Source organism: Sutcliffiella sp. NC1, assembly GCF_027594365.1.
In the GTDB taxonomy this organism is placed as follows: Bacteria; Bacillota; Bacilli; order Bacillales; family Bacillaceae_I; genus Sutcliffiella; species Sutcliffiella cohnii.
Map to the genome: position 1 here is coordinate 1,675,241 of NZ_CP115153.1, position 21,183 is coordinate 1,696,423.

The window sequence follows — 21,183 nt, forward strand, 5'->3', positions numbered from 1 at the left end:
ATGGCAAGATTTACAATAGGTCAAACAGCTTCCTGTAGCAAAACCTTCACGGAACAAGATATTACGCTCTTTGCAGATCTAAGTGGTGATTATAACCCGGTTCATATTGACAAAGAGTATGCAAAAAAAACAAGATTTAAGGCGCCTATCGCCCACGGATTGTTAACCTCTAGTTTATTGTCTCAATTATTAGGATATCGACTTCCAGGAATAGGGTCTGTTTATGTGGAGCAAACGATTCGTTTTACGGCACCAGTCTTTGCGGGAGATACAATCACAGCTACTGGTACAGTTCAAGAATTTATAGAAGAAAAAAATATCGTTAAGCTTTTAACGGAATGCCATAACCAAGATGGAAAATTAGTGTTAACTGGAACGGCAGCGATGATGGTACCGAAGGAAGGAGAAACAATATGACAGTGAAGGTCGGAATAGAAGAAACGAGTGTATTTTTTCCACAACAAATCGAAACGGCGGCCGATTTAGCTGTGAAGTCGGGGATACCAAAACACGTAATTATTGAAAAGTTTGGCTTGTTCGAAAAGCATGTTGCTGATCACACAATGCATGCATCTGACTTGGCCATTGCTGCTGCTAAACCGATAGTCGAAAAGGTTGATCCTTTATCAATCGATGTTGTCATTTATTTTGGAAGTCCACATAAAGACTATTACGTTTGGTCGTCCGCCCCCAAAATTAGTCATGAATTAGGAACAAAAAATGCCTACGCTTTTGAGTTGATGAATGTAAGCTCTTGCTTTCCAATTGCTCTAAAAGTAGCGAAGGATATGATTAGATCAGATGCTACTATTAATAACATTTTGCTCGTTGGTGGCTGTAAAGAATCACAAATTATTGATTATGAAAATCCTCGTTCAAGATTTATGTTTAATTTCGCTGATGGAGGTACAGCAGCCTTAGTGAAACGAAATGCGACGAAAAGTGAGATTTTAGACAGTGCAATTAAAACGGATGGATCTTTTCATAATGATGTAAGAGTTCCAGCTGGAGGATCCGCCTATTATCCAAGTTTTGAGACAGTCGAAAACCGAATGCATTACATTGATGTAACAGATCCAGCAAGTATGAAAGAAAGACTAGACCCCGTATCCATTCCAAACTTTCACCAAGTTATTCGCCAATCAGTTGAAAAAAGCGGGCTGACAATAGAAGACATTCAACTACTGCTTCCACTCCATACGAAACGTTCCATGTTTAAACAATTAATGAATGGCATCAACCTTAAAGAAGAACAGGCGGTGTATTTAGATCATCACGGACATATGTCGGCACTCGATCCATGTATCGGCCTTCATTTCGCTTCACAACAAGGTAAATTGAAAAAAGGTGATATTGCAGTTGCTGTAAGCGCCGGCACAGGCTATACATGGGCAGCTACTACTATAAGATGGGCAGGGTGATGTCGTGAAGAAAATCCCTTTATGTTTACTAGTGCTCATGATGATAATTGGTTATAAATCAATAACTGTAGAAGCCAATACTCCTGAATATACAGATTCATGGGGAAATGAAGTAGAGGACTCTAATCTGTTTCGTACACCAGTTACTCTTGCAAAAGATAATCATGGTTATATTTATATGACTGATATGGGTAACCATAGGATTGTAAAAATAGATCCCTCAGGACATATAGTAGGAACTTACGGACAGCTGGGCGATGGACCAGGTGAATTTAATATGCCTTTCGGTGTAGTGATTGATAACGAAGGGAATGTATTAGTCGCGGACACTGGAAATTATCGTATTCAAAAATTTAATCCTCAGTTTGAATATATTACTAGCTGGGGAAGTGAAGGTTTAGGTGACTACCAGTTTGGTTTTCCGCGGGAGATTGCTATTGATAGCAATAATAACTATTATATCACGGATGAGTACAACCACCGGATTCAAAAGTATAACTCAGATGGAGTGTATCTTCTTACAATTGGAGAATATGGAAAAGAAGATGGCCAGTTAGCGTTGCCTCAAGGTATTGCGATAAGTAATAATGATGAGATTTACGTGGCAGATACGTATAATAATAGAATTCAAATTTATAGTTCAACGGGTGAATTTTTGCGTAAAATTGGAGATCTCAATCCTGGAACTGGGCAATATGAGTTTTATCATCCTAGAGGTATTAATTTTGACAAAGAAACTGGATCGTTTTATGTGGCAGATACCTACAATAACCGAATCATGAAATATAGCCAGAATGACTATTTTCTATATAGTTTCGGGAATTACACTTCTTTTATTGCTCCAAATCAAGTATTGCCGGATGGAAATGGGAACCTATATATAACAGATACCGGAAATAATAGGCTAGTAGTATATCAGGAATATATTTTATCTGCAGGCTTTAAATATTCTGTAGGAAGTGCCCGTTCAGATAATAAACAATATGCAGGTCCATTTGATATTCAAAGTGATTCATATGGGAATCTCTTCGTCTCTGATTCATTTAATCACCGTATCTTAAAATACAATTCGAACGGCGAACTTATTAGCCGGTGGGGAAGCATGTATGGAATGGGTGGTCCCTATGGCTACGGACATTACTATGGTCAATTTTTCGCTCCAAGACAAATCGCTGTGGATAAGTATAACTATGTTTATATAGCCGATTCAGCAAATCATCGAATTCAAAAATTCACTAATTCAGGGATTTTTGTCGCTGCCTATGGCTCATATGGAACACTAAGTGGATATTTTCAATTTCCATCTGGGGTAGCAGTAGATAGCAAAGGTAATATATTTGTGGCTGACTCTGAAAACAATCGTATTCAAAAGTTTAATTCATTCTTTGTATTTCAGAAAAGTTGGGGATCAAAAGGTACAGGAGATGGGGAATTTTTTCAACCAATGCAGTTAGCTATTGATTCAAAAGATAACATATATGTTGTGGACCGAATTAATAATCGTGTACAGAAGTTTGATAATAATGGAAACTTTTTAGGGAAATGGGGAACTAACAACGGAAGTGGTGATTTAGATCCATTAGAGAATTGGGGAAAAGAGCCAGGAGACCTTTTCTTGCCGACAGGAATTGCTGTTGATCAGGATAATCTTGTGTATGTTACCGACACGTCAAACAATAGGATGAATGTTTATGATGAATATGGTAATTTCCTATACGAGTTTGGTAGTTTCAGTGGGGAAGATGGTGACTTCTTTTCGCCACAAGGAGTATCTATTACGAGCCAAGGAGACATTGCAATAGCAGATGGTTTATTGCATCGGATTCAATTTTTCAGAAAATAAATGATCCAAATCATAAGGAGGAAAAGCTGTGCTTAAAAAAAATAAATTTTTTAAGTTTGTATCTATTGTAAGCGTTATCACTGTATTAGTCTTTGTTGCTGCGTGTTCGAATCAAGGGGCTAGTTCTAGTGATGATGATACGATTAAAATTGGTGTTTTAGCTTCGTTAACAGGTCCGTTAGAGGCGTATGGAAAACAAACGATTCAAGGATTTGAACTTGGCCTAGACTATGCTACCGATGGAACGAGAGAGGTTGCGGGTAAAAAGATTGTCTTTATTCAAGAAGATACAGAAACAAAAACAGATGTAGCGGTTAAAAAGGCTACCAAACTATTAGAGGAAGATAACGTTGATTTTCTAGTCGGCTCATCTAGCTCCGGAGACACATTAGCGGTCCTCCCGCTAGCAGAAGAATATAAAAAAATAATGGTTGTCGAGCCAGCCGCAGCAGACAGTATAACTGGAGAACACTTTAACCCTTATATTTTTAGAACAGGAAGAAACTCCTCACAAGATGCAGTTGCGGGTGCTGCCGCTATTGCAAGTGAAGGTGTGAGAATTGCAACATTAGCTCAAGACAACACATACGGCCGTGATGGAATTGCTGCTTTTATAGAGGCTGCAGAAGCATTAGGTGCTGAAATTGTTACTGAAGTATATGCGAATCCCGATTCAACTGATTTTACACCAAACATTCAACAAGTAATAAGTGAGGACCCAGAATATTTATTTATCGTTTGGTCAGGTTCCAATGCACCATGGAAACAGCTGAAAGATATGAAGGTGGAAGAACAGGGTGTTAAAATTTCGACAGCTGTTCAAGATATTGCATCTTTGAAAACGATGGATGCGCTAGTAGGAATGGAAGGTTATTCCATCTATTATTACACGCTGCCAGATAACGAAGTAAATGATTGGTTAGTAGAAGAACATAAGAAACGTTTTAATGGGGAAGTACCAGACCTATTTACAGCTGGCGGGATGAGTGCAGCTATATCGATTGTAGAAGCGTTGAAGAAAACGGAAGGTAATGTTGATGCAGATAAGCTAATTGAAACGATGGAAGGAATGGAGTTTGACACGCCAAAAGGAACAATGAAATTCCGTGCAGACGACCATCAAGCATTACAAAGCTTATATGCTATTGTGTTGGAAAATCAAGATGGCGTCGATCATCCAATACCTGTTCTAATCCGTGAGTTAGATATGTTTGAAACGGAACCACCAATTCGTAATAAATAGAAATGTTTTAAGGGCTGTCATAATCTTGACCGGGACGTCTAGTATAACACAGCCCTTTCTCTTATCATTCTCCAATTAGAAAGGAGTGACCAACTTGGAACACATATTAGAAACGAAACAGCTTTCCGTATCTTTTGGAGAACATCACGTTATCCAAAAGGTAAATTTCAATGTTCCAAAAGGTAAATTTATATCTATTATCGGACCAAATGGGGCTGGCAAAACGACTCTATTTAACTTGTTAAGTGGTCAAATACCACCAACTGAAGGTGAAATACATTTTAAAAATAACAATATAACGAAACTATCTATAGCGGAACGGACAAGGTTGGGGATGGGAAGGTCCTTTCAACAGACGAATATTTTTCCAGAATTAACGGTTTTAGAAAATGTGAGAATGGCTGTACAATCAACCGCTAAAGATCTTTATAGTTTATTTCCAATGCCAGCTAAACTTAGAGCTCAGCAAGAGGAAGCGAAGAAACTTCTGGAAACGGTTTTTTTACAAGATAAAAGTGAATTTTTAGCGGCAAATCTAGCGCATGGTGAGAAACGAAAGCTAGAAATAGCGATGCTTTTAGCACTGAAGCCTGAGCTTTTATTACTAGATGAACCGACAGCGGGGATTTCAGTAGAAGAAGTTCCAGCGATCTTAAAGGTAATTGAAAATATTAAAAGCGATGACAAAAATACAATCGTCCTAATTGAACATAAAATGGAGATGGTTTTACATCTGTCGGATTATTTAGTCGTATTGTTTAACGGAGAATTGCTTGCAGAAGGTGAACCTGAAAAAATTATGGATGATGAGCGGGTTCAAAGCGCCTATTTAGGAGGATTTTTCCATGCTGACAGTAAATAATTTAGAAACGTATATTAATCAATTTCATATTTTACAAGGCGTTTCCTTTGATGTAAAACAAGGAGCAATTACCGTTTTATTTGGTCGGAATGGTGTAGGAAAAACAACAACACTTCGCTCTATTATGGGATATAACGAAAAAACGAGTGGTTCTATTACTTTTAATAACGAAGAATTAATTGGTCTACCTACCCACATCATTGCACAAAAAGGTATTGGCTATGTGCCAGAAGATCAAGCTATATTTAGTAGTTTAACAGTGGAAGAAACGTTTCTTTTAGCACAAAGAAATAATAAAAAGTATGGTGCAGAAAAAGCGGAGTGGATGTTTGAACTTTTTCCAGACTTAAATAGATTACGACAGAAAAAAACGAGTTTGTTAAGCGGTGGTCAGAAACAAATGCTTGCCATTTCAAGAGCTTATATTAATAGTAATGATTTGTTATTAATCGATGAGCCTAGTAAAGGGTTGTCTCCGATTATGGTTGAAAAATTAATGGAGGCTTTACTCCTTATTAAAGAAAAAACGACGATTCTCTTAGTAGAACAGAATTTCTTTATGGCAAGTCATATCGGCGATTATTTTCATATTATGGATGACGGAAAAATAGTTCATGGCGGAAGGATGGAAGATTTGCGTGAAAATCCAGATATCACGAAAAAGTACTTAGGAATTTCCTAAAGTAATGGAGGTGAGCAGTCATGAATGCTATTATCAATTTGTTTGTTAACGGTTTATCTACAGGAGTTTTAATTTTTTTGTTAGCGTCAGGACTTACATTAATTTTTGGTTTGATGAGTGTGTTAAATTTTGCCCATGGTAGCTTTTTCGTATGGGGTGCTTTTGTTGGTTTATGGTTATATGATTTAACGAATCATTTTTTCGTTGCATTAATATGAGCAGTACTAGTTGGGATGTTGATAGGTTGGCTTGTAGAAAGAATACTAATTCAGCCTGTCTACGGAAACCATATTAGACAATTACTAGTAACACTGGGTGGTATGCTAGTTTTAATAGAATGTATTCGAATCTTTTGGGGATCGAACCCCCTCCGTGCCAATATGCCCGACTGGTTAGAAGGGAGCTTTCAGTTTGGCGGCGTAATATTAATTAAATATCGCTTATTTATACTAGTAGTAGGGTTTTTGATTTACTTACTCCTATGGATAATATTAAAGAAAACAACGATTGGGATTATGATACGCGCTGGAGTGGATAATAGAGAAGCTGTTCAAGCGTTAGGGATAAATATTAAGACCGTTTTTTCCTTTGTCTTCCTATTTGGTGCAGGGATGGCGGCTTTAGGAGGGTTTTTATTAGCCCCATATTCCGGGATTATCTTTGCTGATATGGGCATGCAATATGCGATTCTCGCCTTTATTGTTGTTATTATCGGCGGGCTAGGAAGTATACCTGGTGCTGCAATTGCATCTATTATAGTAGGTTTGGCGGGAGCATTTACAGCTTTTTATATACCCGATTTATCTCTATCTATCAATATGCTATTGTTAATCTTTATTTTATTGCTCAAGCCCACAGGAATTTTAGGCGAAAAGGGGAGAGCATAAGATGACATTATTAAATTCAAAAAATAATAAAATGTACCTTTATATTGGTTTGTTACTGATTGTTGGATTATGTTTATTCCCGTTTATCAATGATTCTAGAAGTATGTTAATTTTGTATACCCAAATCTTTATTTTTGCCATTTTTGCCATGAGCTTTGATATTTTATTAGGATATACAGGAATAGTCTCTTTTGGACATTGTATGTTTTTTGGAATTGGAGCTTACAGTGCAGCAGTCACTTTAAATACAAATGAAAATTCAATGGGGTTTTTTTTACTTGGTATTTTAATAGGTGCGGTATTAGCCGTCATCGTTAGCTACATAGTAGGGATGCTCTCTTTACGACTTCAAAGTCATTTTTATGCGATGCTAACGCTTGGGTTTGCAGAACTATTTCATGTAATAGCTGAAAAATGGAGATCGTTAACAAGAGGTGGAGAAGGATTTACATTTAGAGTTCCTGAGTTTCTGAGTGACCGGTTAACTTTTTACTATGTTGCCTTAATAAGCCTTGTTCTCATTTACATTTTGCTTCGTTTATTTACAACTTCCTCCGTAGGAAAAGTATTGCGGGCAATTTCACAAAACGAGCAAAGAGTGGAGGCTTTAGGGTTTAAAGTTCTTCATTATAAACTAATTTCAAGCATAGTAGCTGGAGTAGTAGCAGCGTACAGCGGAGCTTTATATGTCATAACATTACGTTTCGTTGATCCTTCTGTATTTTCCATTGAAATCACCTTAGATGCCCTTTTAATGACAATGATTGGTGGAGTTGGTACGTTAATTGGACCAATACTTGGAAGTGCATCCGTAGAATTTTTCCAACACTATTTATCACAACTAGGTAAAACAATCCCAATCTTTGAAAGATGGACATTGTTCTTAGGACTACTCTACATCATCGTCATCCTAGGCTTCCCGAAAGGAATCGTAGGAACCATCAAATCTCGCACCCAACGCAAAATCACACCTAAAAATAAAGACTTACCAATGTAATGTGGACGGAGGGACAGGTCCCTCGTCCACACATTTTTTTCCATTTGGAACAATGGTAACCCGCCATTCCATGCTAATCCTTATGTTATCTCATATACTCTTCAACCAATTCAAAACATCTTTCTTCTGTAAGAACTGCAAGCACTGCCACGTATTCTAAATGCTCTTGTGTCCCGCCTTTATATTTAGAGGATGCTTCTAATGCAGTTTCGTCTCTATATTGAATCCAACCACGTTGTTCAGCTCTCAACTCGTCCATTTCTTCAGTAGAGAGTTGCTCTTGAAGAACACCATACACTTCATTCAACAAAGTATCCCAAGCCTCCCATTTATCATCTTCTACTTTTTTCAAAGCATATGTTGCTGATCCTTCTGCTTCCAATGCGTCCAGCTCTTTTTTTGTGTCTTGTAATTTCTCGAGGTATTCGTCCTTCGCGCTCACTAGGCTTACTGTTGAGGAGTCTTCTGTTGTAGTTGGAGTTGATTCACTTGGAGTACTTACTTCTTCACTTGAACTGTCTGCATCATTATTATTGTCGGTATCGGTGTTATTAGGTGAATCAACCTTCGGAGATTCCTCATTTATCTTTTGAGTTGGCTCGGTATTCTCGTTGTCCATATCAGCAATAGATTCTTCAGTTGCGCTATTACAAGCTGTCAGGAAAACGAATAATAAAGTTAAAATTGCTACTAAAATTCTTTTATTACTTCTCATTGTATACTTCTCCTTTGGGACAATTTTATTTTCATAAACCCTTCCTAATTTTACCTTTCATTGGGACAAAAATAAAATGAAATGCTTTAAAATCTGAGAAAACTAACATTTCATAGGACGAGAGGTAGCATAAGTATTTTTTGGTGAGCTTGTAAATATGAATTTCCAGAAAATGTGTGGACGCGGGACCTGTCCCTCCGTCCAACCCGTACACGTTGACAAATTACCTATGGGGGTATATTATAAAGCGAGTGGGAGTTTTCACGAATAGAAGTATTCAATTGGCAAAAGATAGATAAAGGAATATGGAATTCATTGTGAATATACTCGCATTAAGGAGATGGATAGCTTGTTTCATTATACCGTTGAAACATCAAAGTCAATAGAGGAAGCAATACATTCGCTGGAAGAAAACCTCAAAGCAGAACAGTTTGGAATCCAGTGGCAGTTTAATGTAAAAGAAACGCTAAACAATAAAGGATATGAACTAGAAAATCCATTTATTGTTCTAGAAGTATGTAACCCTGAAGAAGCACAAAATATTTTGTCTAAAAACCAAATTATTGGATATTTTCTACCGTGTAAAATTGTTGTATATAAAGATAATGAAGGCAAAACAAAAATCGGTATGCCGAAGCCTAGTGCTCTCATTCAAATGCTCGAAGATGAGTCTTTACAGGAACTAGCTATCGATATTGAAAAAAGATTAATTGTCTGTATTGACAAGAGTATGTAAATTAAAAAAGCAGTCCCACAATGTGACTGGACTGTTTTAAATTGAGGTTAATTAACGTGAAGAGCGATATAACATTATATACAACTACCACGTGTGCTGTATGTGCAATGGTTAGAGATCTTTTATCTCATTTGAATGTAGAACATAAGGAGGTCAATGTTGACCTTAATCCAATTGCTATGATCATTTTAATAGGAAAAACTCGACAATTAACCGTACCACAAATAAATATTAGTGGAAAATGGGTTTTTGGGTTTGACCCTGAGCGGATTGTTGAACTACTTAATAAATAGGGGAATGAAAGAATGAAGAAAATCACTAATTACCCATTGTTTTTTCATTCTTTTAATTTGGATAGTTTTATACCTATATGGGTATTTTGTTTTGTGTAAACTTTAAAATAACTATTAGAAATTGAGTGGGAGGATGTAACATGACTAAAAAAATAGTGATTGTTGGTGGAGTTGCTGGAGGGGCCTCTGTTGCAGCAAGAGTTAGAAGACTAGATGAAAGTGCCGAAGTCATCATGTTTGAAAAAGGACCTCATGTATCTTTTTCGAACTGTTCTTTACCTTATCATTTAAGTGGTATTGTTGAAGATAGTGAGAAACTAGTTTTAATGTCTCCTAAAACCTTTAAAAATCGATATAACATAGAGGCAAGAGTTCATCAAGAGGTCGTTCAAATTAATCGTGATAAAAAAACAATTACTGTAAAAGACTTGCTTACCGATAGCAATTATGAGGAATCGTATGATAAATTAGTTCTATCCCCAGGAGCATCACCTATACGACCTAATTTAGAGGGGATTAACAATTCGAATGTATTCACCGTTCGTAACGTTGTAGATATCGAGAAAATACATTCATATATTAAACACAATGGTGTTAAAGATATTGCGGTCATCGGTGGTGGCTTTATAGGCGTAGAAGTTGCAGAAAATCTTAAGTTAGCAGATTACAATGTAACTTTAGTAGAGTTTGCAAATCAAGTTATGGCACCTTTTGATTATGATATGGCTCAAATTCTCCATAAAGAAATGGTCGACCATGGAGTAAATCTCGTTTTAGATGACGGATTGGCTAAGATTGACGATGGACATATTATCACGAATTCTGGTAAGCAAGTGGATGCCCAAGCAGTGATACTTGCAATTGGTGTAAGGCCAGAGACGAGCTTAGCTAAAGATGCTGGATTAGAAATAGGTGAAACGGGTTCAATTAAGGTAGATCGCAATTATGTAACGAGTGATAAAGATATTTATGCAGTAGGAGATGCGATTGAAGTGTACCATCGATTGTTACACAAGCCAACAAGGTTAGCGTTAGCAGGTCCTGCTCAAAAGCAAGCGAGAGCAGTAGCAGACCATATTTATGGAATCCCAAATAGAAATATAGGTGTAATAGGTTCATCATCTATCCATCTGTTTGACCTTAATGCAGCGTCCACTGGATTAAATGCAAGAACAGCCGAGCAAGCTGGAATGATGCACGATTATGTTTACCTTATGCCAGGCGATAAAGTGGGACTGATGCCAAATAGTAATCCGATGCATTTTAAATTGATTTTTGAGTATCCAACTGGCAGAATTTTAGGTGCACAAGCAATTGGTAAAGGTAATGTGGATAAACGAATAGATGTTATCGCAACGATGATTACGATGAATGGTACGTTGGAAGATTTAAAAGATCTCGAACTTACCTACTCTCCAATGCTAGGAACGGCAAAAGATGTCGTCAATCATGCAGCATTGGTCGGGTTAAATGTATTACATGGAAGCTATAAAGAAGTGAAAGTTTCTCAAGTGCGAGAACTAGTCGAAAATTCCGCCTTTATCATTGATGCTCGTGAGAAAAATGAATACAATGATGGGCATTTTAATAATGCAGTTAATATCCCATTAAGTGAGTTTAGACAGAGACTTCATGAAATACCAAAAGATCGCCCTGTATATATTCATTGTCGTTCGGGACAAAGAAGTTATAATATGGTCATGGCATTGCAACATTTAGGATATAACAACGTTAATAACATTTCTGGGTCTTATTTAGGTGTAAATCTTTATGAATACTTTAATGATTACGTTACTGGTAGAGATAAAATTGTAACGAAATATAATTTTAAATAGTACCCTATGAAGAAATAAAATAATACAGAGCTGACACTGTTATGTGTGACCTCCGATAACGTAAGGTGATTAGTGATGATTTTTTATGTAATGGTTGTAGCTACCATTTTGGTGAGTTTTGAGCTGTACAAAAGGTTTTTTCCGATTAAGGGCATAACTTGTAAAGATGATGTCGTTGGTGACCAACAAGTTGTACTAGATATTAGAGATTACAACGAAAAGGATATTTTTAAGAAAGTTTCCATACACATACCATATGCTTATTTAAGAAGAAATTATAGGGAAATTCCTAAACAACCTTTACATGTTATTGCAACTAACCAAATGGAACTTAATCTTGGTCTCCGATTTTTATTAAGTAGAGGATTCGATGTTAGGAGTTATGAAATACTAGAATGTCCTTGTCGCGAAAAAAGAGGAATATTGAGTGGGACGTGAGCAATGTATATATTGCTAGTATAATAGAAGAAACCATGCAAATAAGGCTACCTCTAATTTAGACGAGAGGTAGCCTATTTTTATTTTGTCCTGTAGTCATGAATTTCCAAAAAATTCATGGGTGCTGTCCCCTCTGTCCACTATTTGCTAGCAGCTACTTCCTTCTTAGCTGAGTATGTTAGTGTATTCGTGTTTATGTGTACCATGGCCATTGCTACGAAAAAGAGGATGGCAGACATTAAAAATACTGTTTGGACGGGGAAGAATCCACCGACTACACCACCGATGATTGGACCGAACATGCCTCCGACCATATTAGCTGTCTGATTTAAACTGAATGCTCTTCCACGGAAGTCTTCTGGTGTGGACGTAACGACTAATCCATTTAACGCTGGGAAGATTGCACAATAGAAGACACCATAAACGAACCGTATCATTGAGAAACCTAATATTTGACTGAAAATAATCTGTGCTAATGTTCCAATCGCAGCTCCTAACATACCAATGAATAACACCCGGTGAAATCCAACTTTATCTGCCCATTTCCCCCAGTAAGGTGCAAAGATGGCGCTAGCGATACCAGGAAGGGAAATGACAATCCCTGTAATTAACGCTGCATATTTGGATGACCCACTCATATCGGCAATAAATAAAGGAAGAATAGGTTCAATTGTCATGACGGAACAGCTTACGAGCAAAGTTAACAACAACACGATGAGAAAAGGTCGATTGTTAAAAGCAACTATAAAATCTTTCCTAATCGAGCCTCTATCTTTACTAGGTTTGAAGTTTTCTTCTTTTACTAAAAAGATAACGAGAATGGTAGCAAAAAATACAATGATACCGGCACTAGCAAAGGACCAACGACTTCCAAGTAATGCGGCCATACCACCACCTAACAATGGGCCCATAATCGTCCCTGATGCAGTAGCGGAGGAAATGAGAGAAAGGGCATAACCGACCTTTTCCTTCGGTGTATTCGTTCCAATTAACGCAATCGCACCTGGAATATATCCACTTAACAAACCTTGCATAACCCGTAATCCTAAAATTTGATAAGGATTCGTAACAAATGCCATTAACGTATAAACGACAAATAAGGCGAACCCTGCCCGTATAATCATCGGTTTACGACCGAACTTATCGGACATATTTCCCCAAAAAGGTGTGGCAATCGCACCCGCAAAGAAAGCGGCGCTAAAAATGAGCCCGGACCATAATTCCGTATGATCATGCACGCCAATCTCCATTAAAAAAATCGGTAAAAACGGAATAACCATTGAAAAACTTGCAGCCGTAAAAAAAGCACCAATCCAAAGTATGACCAAATTTCGTTTCCATGTTGGCATGGCATTTACATCTCCAAACAAAAATGAATTTACAAAATATTTTTATATTAATATAGTAGCATAGATAGAAGTTATTTTCATTACCGAAAATTTCGGAAATAGAAATATTGTGTGGGGAGATTCTTATCCACGCAATTTTATCCTTAAACAAAAGTAATTGTTTATGAACAGCTAGAGGGGAAGGGAAGGTAAGATTAACACAGAGTTAAAAAGCCCACCCTGAGCCTGACGCTACTTAGGATGGGCTTCTATGTCAAACGCTATCTTTTGAGGGAGAAAAGTTGTACTCTCATCTAGTATTTCGTTGGGTAAAGAACACTTGTACTTACTGTATCGTCAGTATGACGTTACCTTTTTTATGGCCTTTCTCTACGTATCGATGTGCCTCAGCCGCTTGTTCTAACGGATATGTTCGGTCGATTACTGCTTTTAATGCCCCTTTTTCAATCCTTTTCTTTAAGTCTTCGATTGCTTTACTATTTTCGGCTGCCACACCTCCAATTACTTTTTTCCTTGTAGTCCCTGACGTCCAAAAGCCGTTCAACACTGTACTTACGCTAGCATCACCTAGAAGAAGAATTCCTTTATCTGTTAACGATGCAATAGTAGACTTATAATTAATTTTCGCTACTGTGTCAAAAATAACGTCATATTTTTTGCCTTCCTTTGTAAAATCTTCTCTCGTATAATCGATTACGTTTGTTGCACCGAGTGATTGGACGAGCTCCATGTTGGAAGTACTACATATACCAGTGACGTTTGCTCCCATATCTTTTGCGAGCTGAACAGCCGCTGTCCCTACTGCTCCGGATGCACCGTAAATTAACACGTTTTGTCCACGCTGCACGTTAGCTTTCTTTAAAAAGTGTAAAGCGGTCATGCCTCCAAAAGGAATAGCCGCGGCTTCTTCATACGTCATATTTTCAGGCATAATGGAAATGGAGCATTTTTCTGGTGCAATACAAATGAATTCAGCATATGCGCCAAAACTCATCCCAAGTGATCCAAAAACACGGTCTCCCACTTGAAACTGTGTTACATCTTTCCCAACTTCCTTCACTTCTCCAGCAAATACCGCACCTAAAATCTTCTTTCGAGGCTTCGTTAATCCAAAAAAGAACCGTACGGCAGAAGGTTGAGCTTTTCTCATTCGCCAGTCGGCAGAGTTTACAGCAGTCGCATAAATGTTAATTAATAGTTCATGATCTTTCGGTGTCGGTTTAGCCACTTCTTGAAACTGTAACACCTCTGGCGGCCCATACCTCGTATAAACGATTGCTTTCATATCAATTGTTACCCCCTATTTGTTCACATTACTTTCATTATATTGGAAATAGGTTAAAAATAGTGTGAAGATTCTGTAAATATTTTAACGTTAGTAGATAAGAGGGATAGTGTTCTTAACTCGAACAGAGAACGGAGGGAGAATGAACCTGTCCTCACATCCTACTAAAATGTAAAAGTTTATTCATTGTCTGTTCATATTGAGGAGATATGCTTGGAGATGAAAATAGTGATAGGAGGAAATAGCGGTGAAGCTTGCATGGAAAGAAATGAAAAGAAATAAAATACGGTTTATCATTTTAGGCTCGATTATTTTTTTAATTAGCTTTTTAACATTTATTATATCTGGATTGGCAAACGGATTGTCTCAAGATAATGCAGCTTTAATAAAAGATTTGCCACCAGGATATTTTTACATGAATGAAGAGGCAGACGAAACGTACAACCTCTCTAGAATTGATAGTAGTATTCAAGATAAAGTATTAAACGAACAAAAAGATGCTACCGCACTATCGATACAAATGGGTTTCTTACATGATAAAAATGACAAACAGCAAAGTGTGGCATTCGTTACCTCAACAGAATCAACAATATTTGAATATGTAAAACGTGGTGAAGTTCTATTAGACCGCTCCATGAAAGAAAAAGGAATCGAGATTGGTGATGTGTTAACGAACAATCAGTTGGAAGGAGAGCTGATTGTAAAAGGATTTGTAGGAGATAAGAAATTTAGTCATGCACCAGTCGCATTTATCCATAAAGACGACTACAAAGAAATGTACAGAGTGGAGGAAATGCAATTAGTATTCGTACCTGGCACTAACGAAGCTACCGTCGTAGAAGGTTTACAAATTTTCACGAAAAAACAATTTCTCAATTCGATACCAAGTTACAAAGCAGAGCAAATGTCTCTAAATATGATTATATCTTTTTTAATCGTCATTAGTGGCATGTTGTTCGCCATCTTCTTCTATATGATGAACGTTCAAAAAATTGGTTTGTACGGTATTTTAAAAGCTATCGGCTTGAAAACAACTGCCTTATTTCGCATGATGTGGACGCAAATGGTGACGATCACCTTAATCGCGCTCTGTTTAGCAGCGAGTTTAAGTCAAGGGTTTAACATGTTAGCACCTGAAGGAATGCCTTTCCATTTAACAATTGAAACTACTTTCCAATTGTCCTTCGTTTTTTTACTAATTGGTTTTATGGGAGCAACTCTATCTGGGATACAAATTAAAAAAGTGGAACCATTACAAGCTATTCAACAAGGAGAGGTGTAACATGGCATTTTTTACAGTAAAAGAAGTAAAGAAAGTGTTCACGAACGGTGAAGTGAAGGAAGAAATCTTAAAAGGAGTAAACCTTTCCCTTAATAAGGGTGAAATTACAGCGCTAGTCGGTGCTTCTGGCTCTGGAAAAAGTACACTGCTTACAATTATTGCCGGGCTACAATCGGCAACGGACGGAGAAATATTATTTGATGGAAAGGACTTAATCTTGATGAATCAAGAGCAAATCCGAAAAATAAGAGCAAGTCAGTTCGGTTTTGTTTTTCAATTTGCGCATCTCGTTCCTTTTCTTACAGTAGAAGAACAACTTTTATTAATGTTAGATGTTTCCGAAACGAAATTATCGAAACAAGCACAAAAAACCGAAGTAAATAAACTGTTAATGTTAGTAGGGATGGAACACCGGAAAAAGGCGTATCCGTCTTCGCTATCAGGTGGGGAAAAGCAACGAGTGGCCATCGCACGTGCCCTCATTCATCAACCGAAAATCTTATTCGCCGACGAGCCAACTGCAAGTTTAGATTCGAAAAGGTCAAAAGAAGTAATGGAATTAATCCGTGACTTAACGAAATCGTTAAATATTACAACCTTAATGGTCACTCATGATGAAGAAATGCTCCCCTTTACAGATCAAACCATTAAAATGAGTGACGGACTAATAGTATATAATGAAAAATTTATGATGGAACTTCAAGAAGTGTAAGGAAGATAGCCCAACATTTGTGCTGGGCTATTTTTTTGATACAGTATATTATATAAAAAAAAACAGAGGTAACTGTATGTCCAACATTTTAATTGTAGATGACGATAGAAATATTTTAAAACTAGTAAATATACATCTAACAAAACAAGGGTATAACGTTTTGGAAGCAAAGGATGGAATGGAAGCTTTACAAATATTAAAAAGAGAAAAATGTAGTCTGGCAGTGGTCGATGTGATGATGCCGTATTTGGACGGTTTTTCTTTAACGAAAGAGATACGAAGTCAGTACAATATTCCAATCATTATTTTAACCGCGAAAAGTCAAATTGAGGATAAAGAGCAAGGGTTTCAAGCAGGAACAGATGATTATTTAGTTAAGCCATTCGAACCGAAAGAATTAACTTTTCGAATTAAAGCTTTGCTACGCAGGTATGATGATCAACAAGTAGAGCACATTATTCGTATTGGAAATACAACCATTAACAAAAATAGCTATGAAGTAAAGAGTGGCGACCGTACGATTTTGTTACCATTAAAGGAGTTTGAGTTACTTCATTTTCTCATGACCAAACCGTCTCAAGTATTTTCAAGACAACATCTAATCGAGCATATTTGGGGCTTCGACTTTGAAGGCGATGAACGAACTGTTGATGTTCATATTAAAAGGTTAAGAGAACGTTTTTCCAAAATGACCGATGACTTTCATATTAAAACAGTACGAGGAGTAGGATATTCCTTGGAGGCAAAGGGCGAATGAAAACTCTTTACGTAAAATTCGTTGTCGTGACGATCGGTATTATGCTTTTCAGTGGGATTATATCTTTTTTAATATCCAATACGTATTATCAGCATAAACTAAAGCCACAAAACGATCAAAAAATTACAAACTTTGCACAATCGATTGCCTCATTTGCAGAGGAACATCCTTATATAGATTTACGAGATTACTTGCAGAACGTTTCCTCGCTTGGGTATCAAATGTACTTAGTAGATGAATCAGGTGAAGAAAGTTTTTTCGGTGCAGCATTCCGGGACGAAGATCTTTCGGCTACTGCGAAAGAAGATGTATTAAGCGGGAATGTATATCACGGTATTCTTCATTTTCCTGGAGAAACGTTCGTCACAGGATTTTTTGCAAATGAGTTAAGAAATACAATTGGAATTCCGATTACCCATAATGGAAATAACTACGCACTTTTTATTAGGCCGGACATTAAACTTCTGTTTAATGAGATGCATCTTTTATTTGCATGGCTACTAGTGTTCACCATCGTGCTCAGCACCATTATGGTAGTAATCAGTACAAAATATTTAGTGAAGCCGATTTCTAAATTAACGAAAGCGACAAAATCTCTTTCTGAAGGGAAGTTTAATGTAGAGTTGGATGTTGCTAGTAATGACGAACTAGGCGAGCTCTCGAATAGTTTTTTAACGATGGCTACCAAATTAGAACAAATGGATGACGTGAGGAAAGAGTTCATTTCGAACATTTCTCATGATATTCAATCACCGTTGTCGAATATAAAAGGATATATTAACTTACTCGAAAATGAATCTATTACGTCAAAAGATAGAGCCCAGTACGTTTCCATTATTAATGATGAAATAAAAAGATTATCTACTTTAACGAAACAATTATTATTACTTGCCTCGCTAGATCGTAATGAAGATATTTTAAAAAGGAAGACATTTAATGTTAGTGAGCAACTAAAGGAATTAGTGCGCAACTATCAATGGCTAATGAGTGAAAAAGACATAATGCTTAGCTACTCTTTACTGGACGTCGAAATAAATGGTGACGCTTCTTTACTCCATACAGTGTGGGACAACTTATTAACGAACGCTATTAAATACAATAAGCAGAATGGTAGTATTGAAATAACGATGGAAAAAAGTGAAGACTCCATCGTAGTTACTTTTGCTGATACTGGTATAGGGCTGAACCTGAAAGAAAAAGAAAGGATATTTGATCGTTTTTACCGGGCAGACACCGCGAGAACACGAACGATTGAGGGAACAGGACTTGGCTTATCAATCGTTTGGACAATCGTTCACCTACATAATGGTGACGTACAAGTTACTAGTACAGAAGGAAAAGGATCGACTTTTATTGTAAAACTACCGATTAAATAGGGACAGGTTTTTTTATCCTTTTTTTCCTTCTTATCTTATGAAGTTGGTGAAGTTCATCTCCCTAACGTTTTTAAATATTTCTCCAACTAATAGTTCTTTCACTTGTAAACTTTTATTCATCCTCCGTTCATCTTCGTGAAGTACATTAGAGAAGTAGAAAAAACGTAAAGATTAAAACGGAGGATATTTAAAATGAATAAACATAGTCTATTATTGTTACGATTTGCCGGTGTTTTTGGAGTAATCGGTGCTATACTCGGAGCGCATATGGCTGGAGCTGGCTCTTACGCATTTCGCCCTGTTCATGCCCATATTTTAGTTGTCGGTTGGTTAAGTCTATTTGCATGGTCTGTATACTATAAAGTGTTCCAAACATCTGAAACATTGTTAACAAAAATCCATGTTTGGACTGCGATTATAGGTTCTATTGGCTTGTCAGGAGGCATGTGGTTATATATGGTCAAACCGTTTGATCTGCCAGAACCATTAACGCTAGTGCTTTACATCGGTGGTGGGGTAGCTCTGCTTGTAAGTTTTATTATCTTTTTCTTAATTACTTTGTTTTACAGAGGAGAAGAGTATAACGGGTAAACGGAGTGTGCTTAACAAGGTGAATATTTTATGAAACCTTCTCATTTTTCTAAATGGAATATATAATATAAACAACCCAGTAGTCGTTCAAGCGCATTAAGTGGACAATACTATGTTGATAGTTTTAAACTGTTTTGTACAGGAGAGTAAGCTAATACTCTCCTGTTTTTTTAGAAAAGATAGGACTAGGGACCCCATCCACAAGAAAGGATGTTTTGTAATGAATGAAACTAAAAAAGAGAAAGCAGTATCGTTTTTGCAACTCGTTGCGTCAGGAGAAGTGAGAGAGGCGTATAGAAAGTACATTGGTCCGAATTTTCGTCATCATAACCCCTTTTTTCGCGGAGATGCTGATTCGCTTATGATTGCAATGGAAGAGAACGCTATTGAGAGTCCCCTCAAAATTCTTGAAGTAAAACGTGTTATAGAAGATGGTGAGATTGTTGCGGTTCACTCGCATATAAAACAGAATCAAGCTGATCTAGGTGCTGCAGTAGTACATATATTCCGTTTCGAAAACGAACTCATCGTAGAATTGTGGGATGTGGGGCAGCCTGTACCGGAAGATTCACCAAATGAAAATGGCGTATTTTAATTGTAATAATCCGTATTTTTTGAGAGGTGTAAAAAAGGATTGTTCCTATATTCTCCATAAGGTATTTCGGTATGCTAACTAAAGTCTTATTTCCAAAATTTGTGTGGACGAGGGACCTGTCCCTCCGTCCACAGCCCGCCTATGAATCGCGAATTATTCCCCCGTTAACATGTATGACTTGGCCGGTTACGTAATATGATTCTTCTGTTGCTAGATATACGAAGGCCGGAGCGATTTCGAAAGGTTGTGCGGCTCGCCCCATCGGGATATCTGTACCTAGTGTAGAAACATGATCTGCAGAGTATGTGCTAACAGTTAGCGGAGTCCATGCAGGACCTGGTGCAACTGCGTTTACACGAATCCCTTTGTCTACCAATGACAAAGCCATTGTGCGAGTGAACGAAACGACCGCGCCTTTCGAAGTAGCATAATCAATAACGTTTTTATCCCCTTCGTATGCCACCCTTGAAGCAGTACTAATAATGGAGCTTCCTTTTTTTAAATAGGGGAGGGAAGCTTTTGTCATGTAAAACAACGGGTACACATTCGTTCGAAACGTATCATCGAGCTGTTCATTTGATACATCCATAATATCTTCCGTAAAAGGCTGTACAGCAGCATTATGAACGACAATATCCAAACGTCCATATTTATTTATCGTCTGATTTACCGCAAATTCAGATGTTGATGGATTTCGTAAATCTCCTCGAATAAGTAGACAGCTGACTCCGAACTTTTCAACGTATTGCTTTGTTTCATTCGCATCATAATCCTCATTCAGATAGACAATAGTAATGTTTGCGCCTTCTTTTGCATAGGCTACAGCAACTGCACGACCTATCCCGCTATCTCCACCGGTTATAAGAGCTATTTTTCCTTGAAGTTTCCCACTACCTTTAAATCCAGCATAATCATAAATTGGTCTAGGATACATTTTCCACTCTAAGCCAGGTGCCTCTTCTTGGTGTTGAGGAGGAAAAGCAATCGGCTGCTTTACCACCTTTTTTTTATAACCAATGTACGGGTAAACTGGATAATTTCGATCCATTTTAAACATCCTTTCACACTATATTATATCGGTAAAAAATAAACCGATTCCCTTCTTATTTCTACATAAAGCAATTTAAGTATAGTTTATGATACATAGACAATTGTCGTGTATGTAGGTTACAGAATATTATTTGGACTATATACAAAGAGTGAAGTTAGTTGTTTTTACATAAACTAAATCTACTGAAGGAAACACCTATTTTTGTTATACTAGTATATTAGTTATTACTGTTA

At 37.2% G+C, this 21,183-nt stretch carries 21 protein-coding genes and 1 pseudogene; 18 read left to right on the plus strand and 4 right to left on the minus strand.

What is annotated here, in order from left to right; genetic code table 11:
• The 8 genes and pseudogenes from O1A01_RS08625 to O1A01_RS08660 all read left to right on the plus strand — a co-directional run bounded on the left by O1A01_RS08625 (window position 1) and on the right by O1A01_RS08660 (window position 7,935).
• Window positions 1-417 (plus strand): MaoC family dehydratase, encoded by a 417-nt coding sequence (locus O1A01_RS08625; RefSeq protein ID WP_066410719.1) that lies wholly within the window; start codon window positions 1-3, stop codon window positions 415-417.
• Between the two features lie 2 nt (window positions 418-419).
• Window positions 420-1,421 carry a 3-oxoacyl-ACP synthase gene (locus O1A01_RS08630; RefSeq protein WP_270066389.1) on the plus strand — a complete coding sequence of 334 codons (1,002 nt, stop codon included), beginning with the start codon at window positions 420-422 and terminating at the stop codon, window positions 1,419-1,421.
• A gap of 40 nt (window positions 1,422-1,461) precedes the next feature.
• Entirely contained in the window at window positions 1,462-3,264 is a 1,803-nt protein-coding gene (locus O1A01_RS08635) for a 6-bladed beta-propeller (protein WP_066410862.1), read from the plus strand.
• 28 nt (window positions 3,265-3,292) lie between these two features.
• Window positions 3,293-4,507, plus strand: a complete 1,215-nt coding sequence (locus O1A01_RS08640; protein WP_066410716.1) for a substrate-binding domain-containing protein — start codon at window positions 3,293-3,295, stop codon at window positions 4,505-4,507.
• Window positions 4,508-4,601: 94 nt separating this feature from the next.
• Window positions 4,602-5,369 carry an ABC transporter ATP-binding protein gene (locus O1A01_RS08645; protein WP_066410714.1) on the plus strand — a complete coding sequence of 256 codons (768 nt, stop codon included), beginning with the start codon at window positions 4,602-4,604 and terminating at the stop codon, window positions 5,367-5,369.
• Window positions 5,353-6,051 carry an ABC transporter ATP-binding protein gene (locus O1A01_RS08650; RefSeq protein ID WP_270066046.1) on the plus strand — a complete coding sequence of 233 codons (699 nt, stop codon included), beginning with the start codon at window positions 5,353-5,355 and terminating at the stop codon, window positions 6,049-6,051. Before O1A01_RS08645 ends, O1A01_RS08650 begins: the two co-directional genes overlap by 17 nt.
• Window positions 6,052-6,071: 20 nt before the next feature.
• Window positions 6,072-6,938, plus strand: a pseudogene (locus O1A01_RS08655) (branched-chain amino acid ABC transporter permease).
• Window positions 6,939-6,993: 55 nt separating this feature from the next.
• Window positions 6,994-7,935, plus strand: a complete 942-nt coding sequence (locus O1A01_RS08660) for a branched-chain amino acid ABC transporter permease (protein ID WP_066410859.1) — start codon at window positions 6,994-6,996, stop codon at window positions 7,933-7,935.
• Window positions 7,936-8,020: 85 nt separating this feature from the next.
• On the opposite strand, the gene O1A01_RS08665 is transcribed toward O1A01_RS08660, so the two are convergent.
• Window positions 8,021-8,650: a lysozyme inhibitor LprI family protein gene (locus O1A01_RS08665; RefSeq protein WP_066410708.1), complete on the minus strand. Its 630-nt coding sequence runs from the start codon at window positions 8,648-8,650 to the stop codon at window positions 8,021-8,023.
• A gap of 349 nt (window positions 8,651-8,999) precedes the next feature.
• Between O1A01_RS08665 and O1A01_RS08670 the strand changes: the two genes are divergently transcribed.
• The 4 genes from O1A01_RS08670 to O1A01_RS08685 all read left to right on the plus strand — a co-directional run bounded on the left by O1A01_RS08670 (window position 9,000) and on the right by O1A01_RS08685 (window position 11,952).
• Window positions 9,000-9,386 carry a DUF302 domain-containing protein gene (locus O1A01_RS08670; protein ID WP_066410707.1) on the plus strand — a complete coding sequence of 129 codons (387 nt, stop codon included), beginning with the start codon at window positions 9,000-9,002 and terminating at the stop codon, window positions 9,384-9,386.
• A 56-nt stretch (window positions 9,387-9,442) separates the two neighbouring features.
• Window positions 9,443-9,679 carry a glutaredoxin family protein gene (locus tag O1A01_RS08675; RefSeq protein ID WP_094366082.1) on the plus strand — a complete coding sequence of 79 codons (237 nt, stop codon included), beginning with the start codon at window positions 9,443-9,445 and terminating at the stop codon, window positions 9,677-9,679.
• Between the two features lie 140 nt (window positions 9,680-9,819).
• A complete protein-coding gene (locus tag O1A01_RS08680; RefSeq protein WP_066410704.1) occupies window positions 9,820-11,514 on the plus strand; it encodes an FAD-dependent oxidoreductase in 1,695 nt (564 codons plus the stop codon).
• A 75-nt stretch (window positions 11,515-11,589) separates the two neighbouring features.
• Window positions 11,590-11,952: a rhodanese-like domain-containing protein gene (locus O1A01_RS08685; protein WP_066410699.1), complete on the plus strand. Its 363-nt coding sequence runs from the start codon at window positions 11,590-11,592 to the stop codon at window positions 11,950-11,952.
• 140 nt (window positions 11,953-12,092) lie between these two features.
• On the opposite strand, the gene O1A01_RS08690 is transcribed toward O1A01_RS08685, so the two are convergent.
• Both O1A01_RS08690 and O1A01_RS08695 read right to left on the minus strand, forming a co-directional pair.
• Window positions 12,093-13,301 (minus strand): MFS transporter, encoded by a 1,209-nt coding sequence (locus O1A01_RS08690; RefSeq protein ID WP_066410697.1) that lies wholly within the window; start codon window positions 13,299-13,301, stop codon window positions 12,093-12,095.
• Between the two features lie 325 nt (window positions 13,302-13,626).
• Window positions 13,627-14,586: an NAD(P)-dependent alcohol dehydrogenase gene (locus O1A01_RS08695; RefSeq protein WP_066410694.1), complete on the minus strand. Its 960-nt coding sequence runs from the start codon at window positions 14,584-14,586 to the stop codon at window positions 13,627-13,629.
• A gap of 247 nt (window positions 14,587-14,833) precedes the next feature.
• Between O1A01_RS08695 and O1A01_RS08700 the strand changes: the two genes are divergently transcribed.
• The 6 genes from O1A01_RS08700 to O1A01_RS08725 all read left to right on the plus strand — a co-directional run bounded on the left by O1A01_RS08700 (window position 14,834) and on the right by O1A01_RS08725 (window position 19,899).
• The gene (locus tag O1A01_RS08700) at window positions 14,834-15,868 is read left to right on the plus strand and encodes an ABC transporter permease (RefSeq protein WP_066410693.1); all 1,035 of its coding nucleotides are present in this window, start codon (window positions 14,834-14,836) and stop codon (window positions 15,866-15,868) included.
• Between the two features lies 1 nt (window position 15,869).
• Window positions 15,870-16,580, plus strand: coding sequence for an ABC transporter ATP-binding protein (locus O1A01_RS08705; protein WP_066410691.1), 711 nt, complete (start codon window positions 15,870-15,872; stop codon window positions 16,578-16,580).
• 76 nt (window positions 16,581-16,656) lie between these two features.
• The gene (locus O1A01_RS08710) at window positions 16,657-17,337 is read left to right on the plus strand and encodes a response regulator transcription factor (RefSeq protein WP_270066047.1); all 681 of its coding nucleotides are present in this window, start codon (window positions 16,657-16,659) and stop codon (window positions 17,335-17,337) included.
• Window positions 17,334-18,713, plus strand: coding sequence for a HAMP domain-containing sensor histidine kinase (locus tag O1A01_RS08715; protein WP_066410687.1), 1,380 nt, complete (start codon window positions 17,334-17,336; stop codon window positions 18,711-18,713). Before O1A01_RS08710 ends, O1A01_RS08715 begins: the two co-directional genes overlap by 4 nt.
• A gap of 192 nt (window positions 18,714-18,905) precedes the next feature.
• A complete protein-coding gene (locus tag O1A01_RS08720) occupies window positions 18,906-19,304 on the plus strand; it encodes a hypothetical protein (RefSeq protein ID WP_066410685.1) in 399 nt (132 codons plus the stop codon).
• 220 nt (window positions 19,305-19,524) lie between these two features.
• Window positions 19,525-19,899, plus strand: a complete 375-nt coding sequence (locus O1A01_RS08725) for a nuclear transport factor 2 family protein (RefSeq protein WP_066410683.1) — start codon at window positions 19,525-19,527, stop codon at window positions 19,897-19,899.
• Window positions 19,900-20,038: 139 nt separating this feature from the next.
• Here O1A01_RS08725 and O1A01_RS08730 read toward each other — a convergent pair whose 3' ends face one another.
• Complete coding sequence (locus O1A01_RS08730; protein WP_066410682.1) at window positions 20,039-20,947, minus strand: SDR family oxidoreductase; 909 nt, start codon at window positions 20,945-20,947, stop codon at window positions 20,039-20,041.
• Window positions 20,948-21,183 lie beyond the last annotated feature (236 nt).

Excerpts from the sequence above, each read along its gene's own strand:
- O1A01_RS08705 (WP_066410691.1), top strand. The coding sequence starts at position 15,870 with ATGGCATTTTTTACAGTAAAAGAAGTAAAGAAAGTGTTCACGAACGGT.
- O1A01_RS08680 (WP_066410704.1), top strand. The coding sequence starts at position 9,820 with ATGACTAAAAAAATAGTGATTGTTGGTGGAGTTGCTGGAGGGGCCTCT.
- O1A01_RS08710 (WP_270066047.1), top strand. The coding sequence starts at position 16,657 with ATGTCCAACATTTTAATTGTAGATGACGATAGAAATATTTTAAAACTA.
- O1A01_RS08665 (WP_066410708.1), bottom strand. The coding sequence starts at position 8,650 with ATGAGAAGTAATAAAAGAATTTTAGTAGCAATTTTAACTTTATTATTC.
- O1A01_RS08695 (WP_066410694.1), bottom strand. The coding sequence starts at position 14,586 with ATGAAAGCAATCGTTTATACGAGGTATGGGCCGCCAGAGGTGTTACAG.
- O1A01_RS08690 (WP_066410697.1), bottom strand. The coding sequence starts at position 13,301 with ATGCCAACATGGAAACGAAATTTGGTCATACTTTGGATTGGTGCTTTT.
- O1A01_RS08635 (WP_066410862.1), top strand. The coding sequence starts at position 1,462 with ATGATAATTGGTTATAAATCAATAACTGTAGAAGCCAATACTCCTGAA.
- O1A01_RS08625 (WP_066410719.1), top strand. The coding sequence starts at position 1 with ATGGCAAGATTTACAATAGGTCAAACAGCTTCCTGTAGCAAAACCTTC.
- O1A01_RS08650 (WP_270066046.1), top strand. The coding sequence starts at position 5,353 with ATGCTGACAGTAAATAATTTAGAAACGTATATTAATCAATTTCATATT.
- O1A01_RS08730 (WP_066410682.1), bottom strand. The coding sequence starts at position 20,947 with ATGGATCGAAATTATCCAGTTTACCCGTACATTGGTTATAAAAAAAAG.
- O1A01_RS08715 (WP_066410687.1), top strand. The coding sequence starts at position 17,334 with ATGAAAACTCTTTACGTAAAATTCGTTGTCGTGACGATCGGTATTATG.
- O1A01_RS08720 (WP_066410685.1), top strand. The coding sequence starts at position 18,906 with ATGAATAAACATAGTCTATTATTGTTACGATTTGCCGGTGTTTTTGGA.
- O1A01_RS08685 (WP_066410699.1), top strand. The coding sequence starts at position 11,590 with ATGATTTTTTATGTAATGGTTGTAGCTACCATTTTGGTGAGTTTTGAG.
- O1A01_RS08725 (WP_066410683.1), top strand. The coding sequence starts at position 19,525 with ATGAATGAAACTAAAAAAGAGAAAGCAGTATCGTTTTTGCAACTCGTT.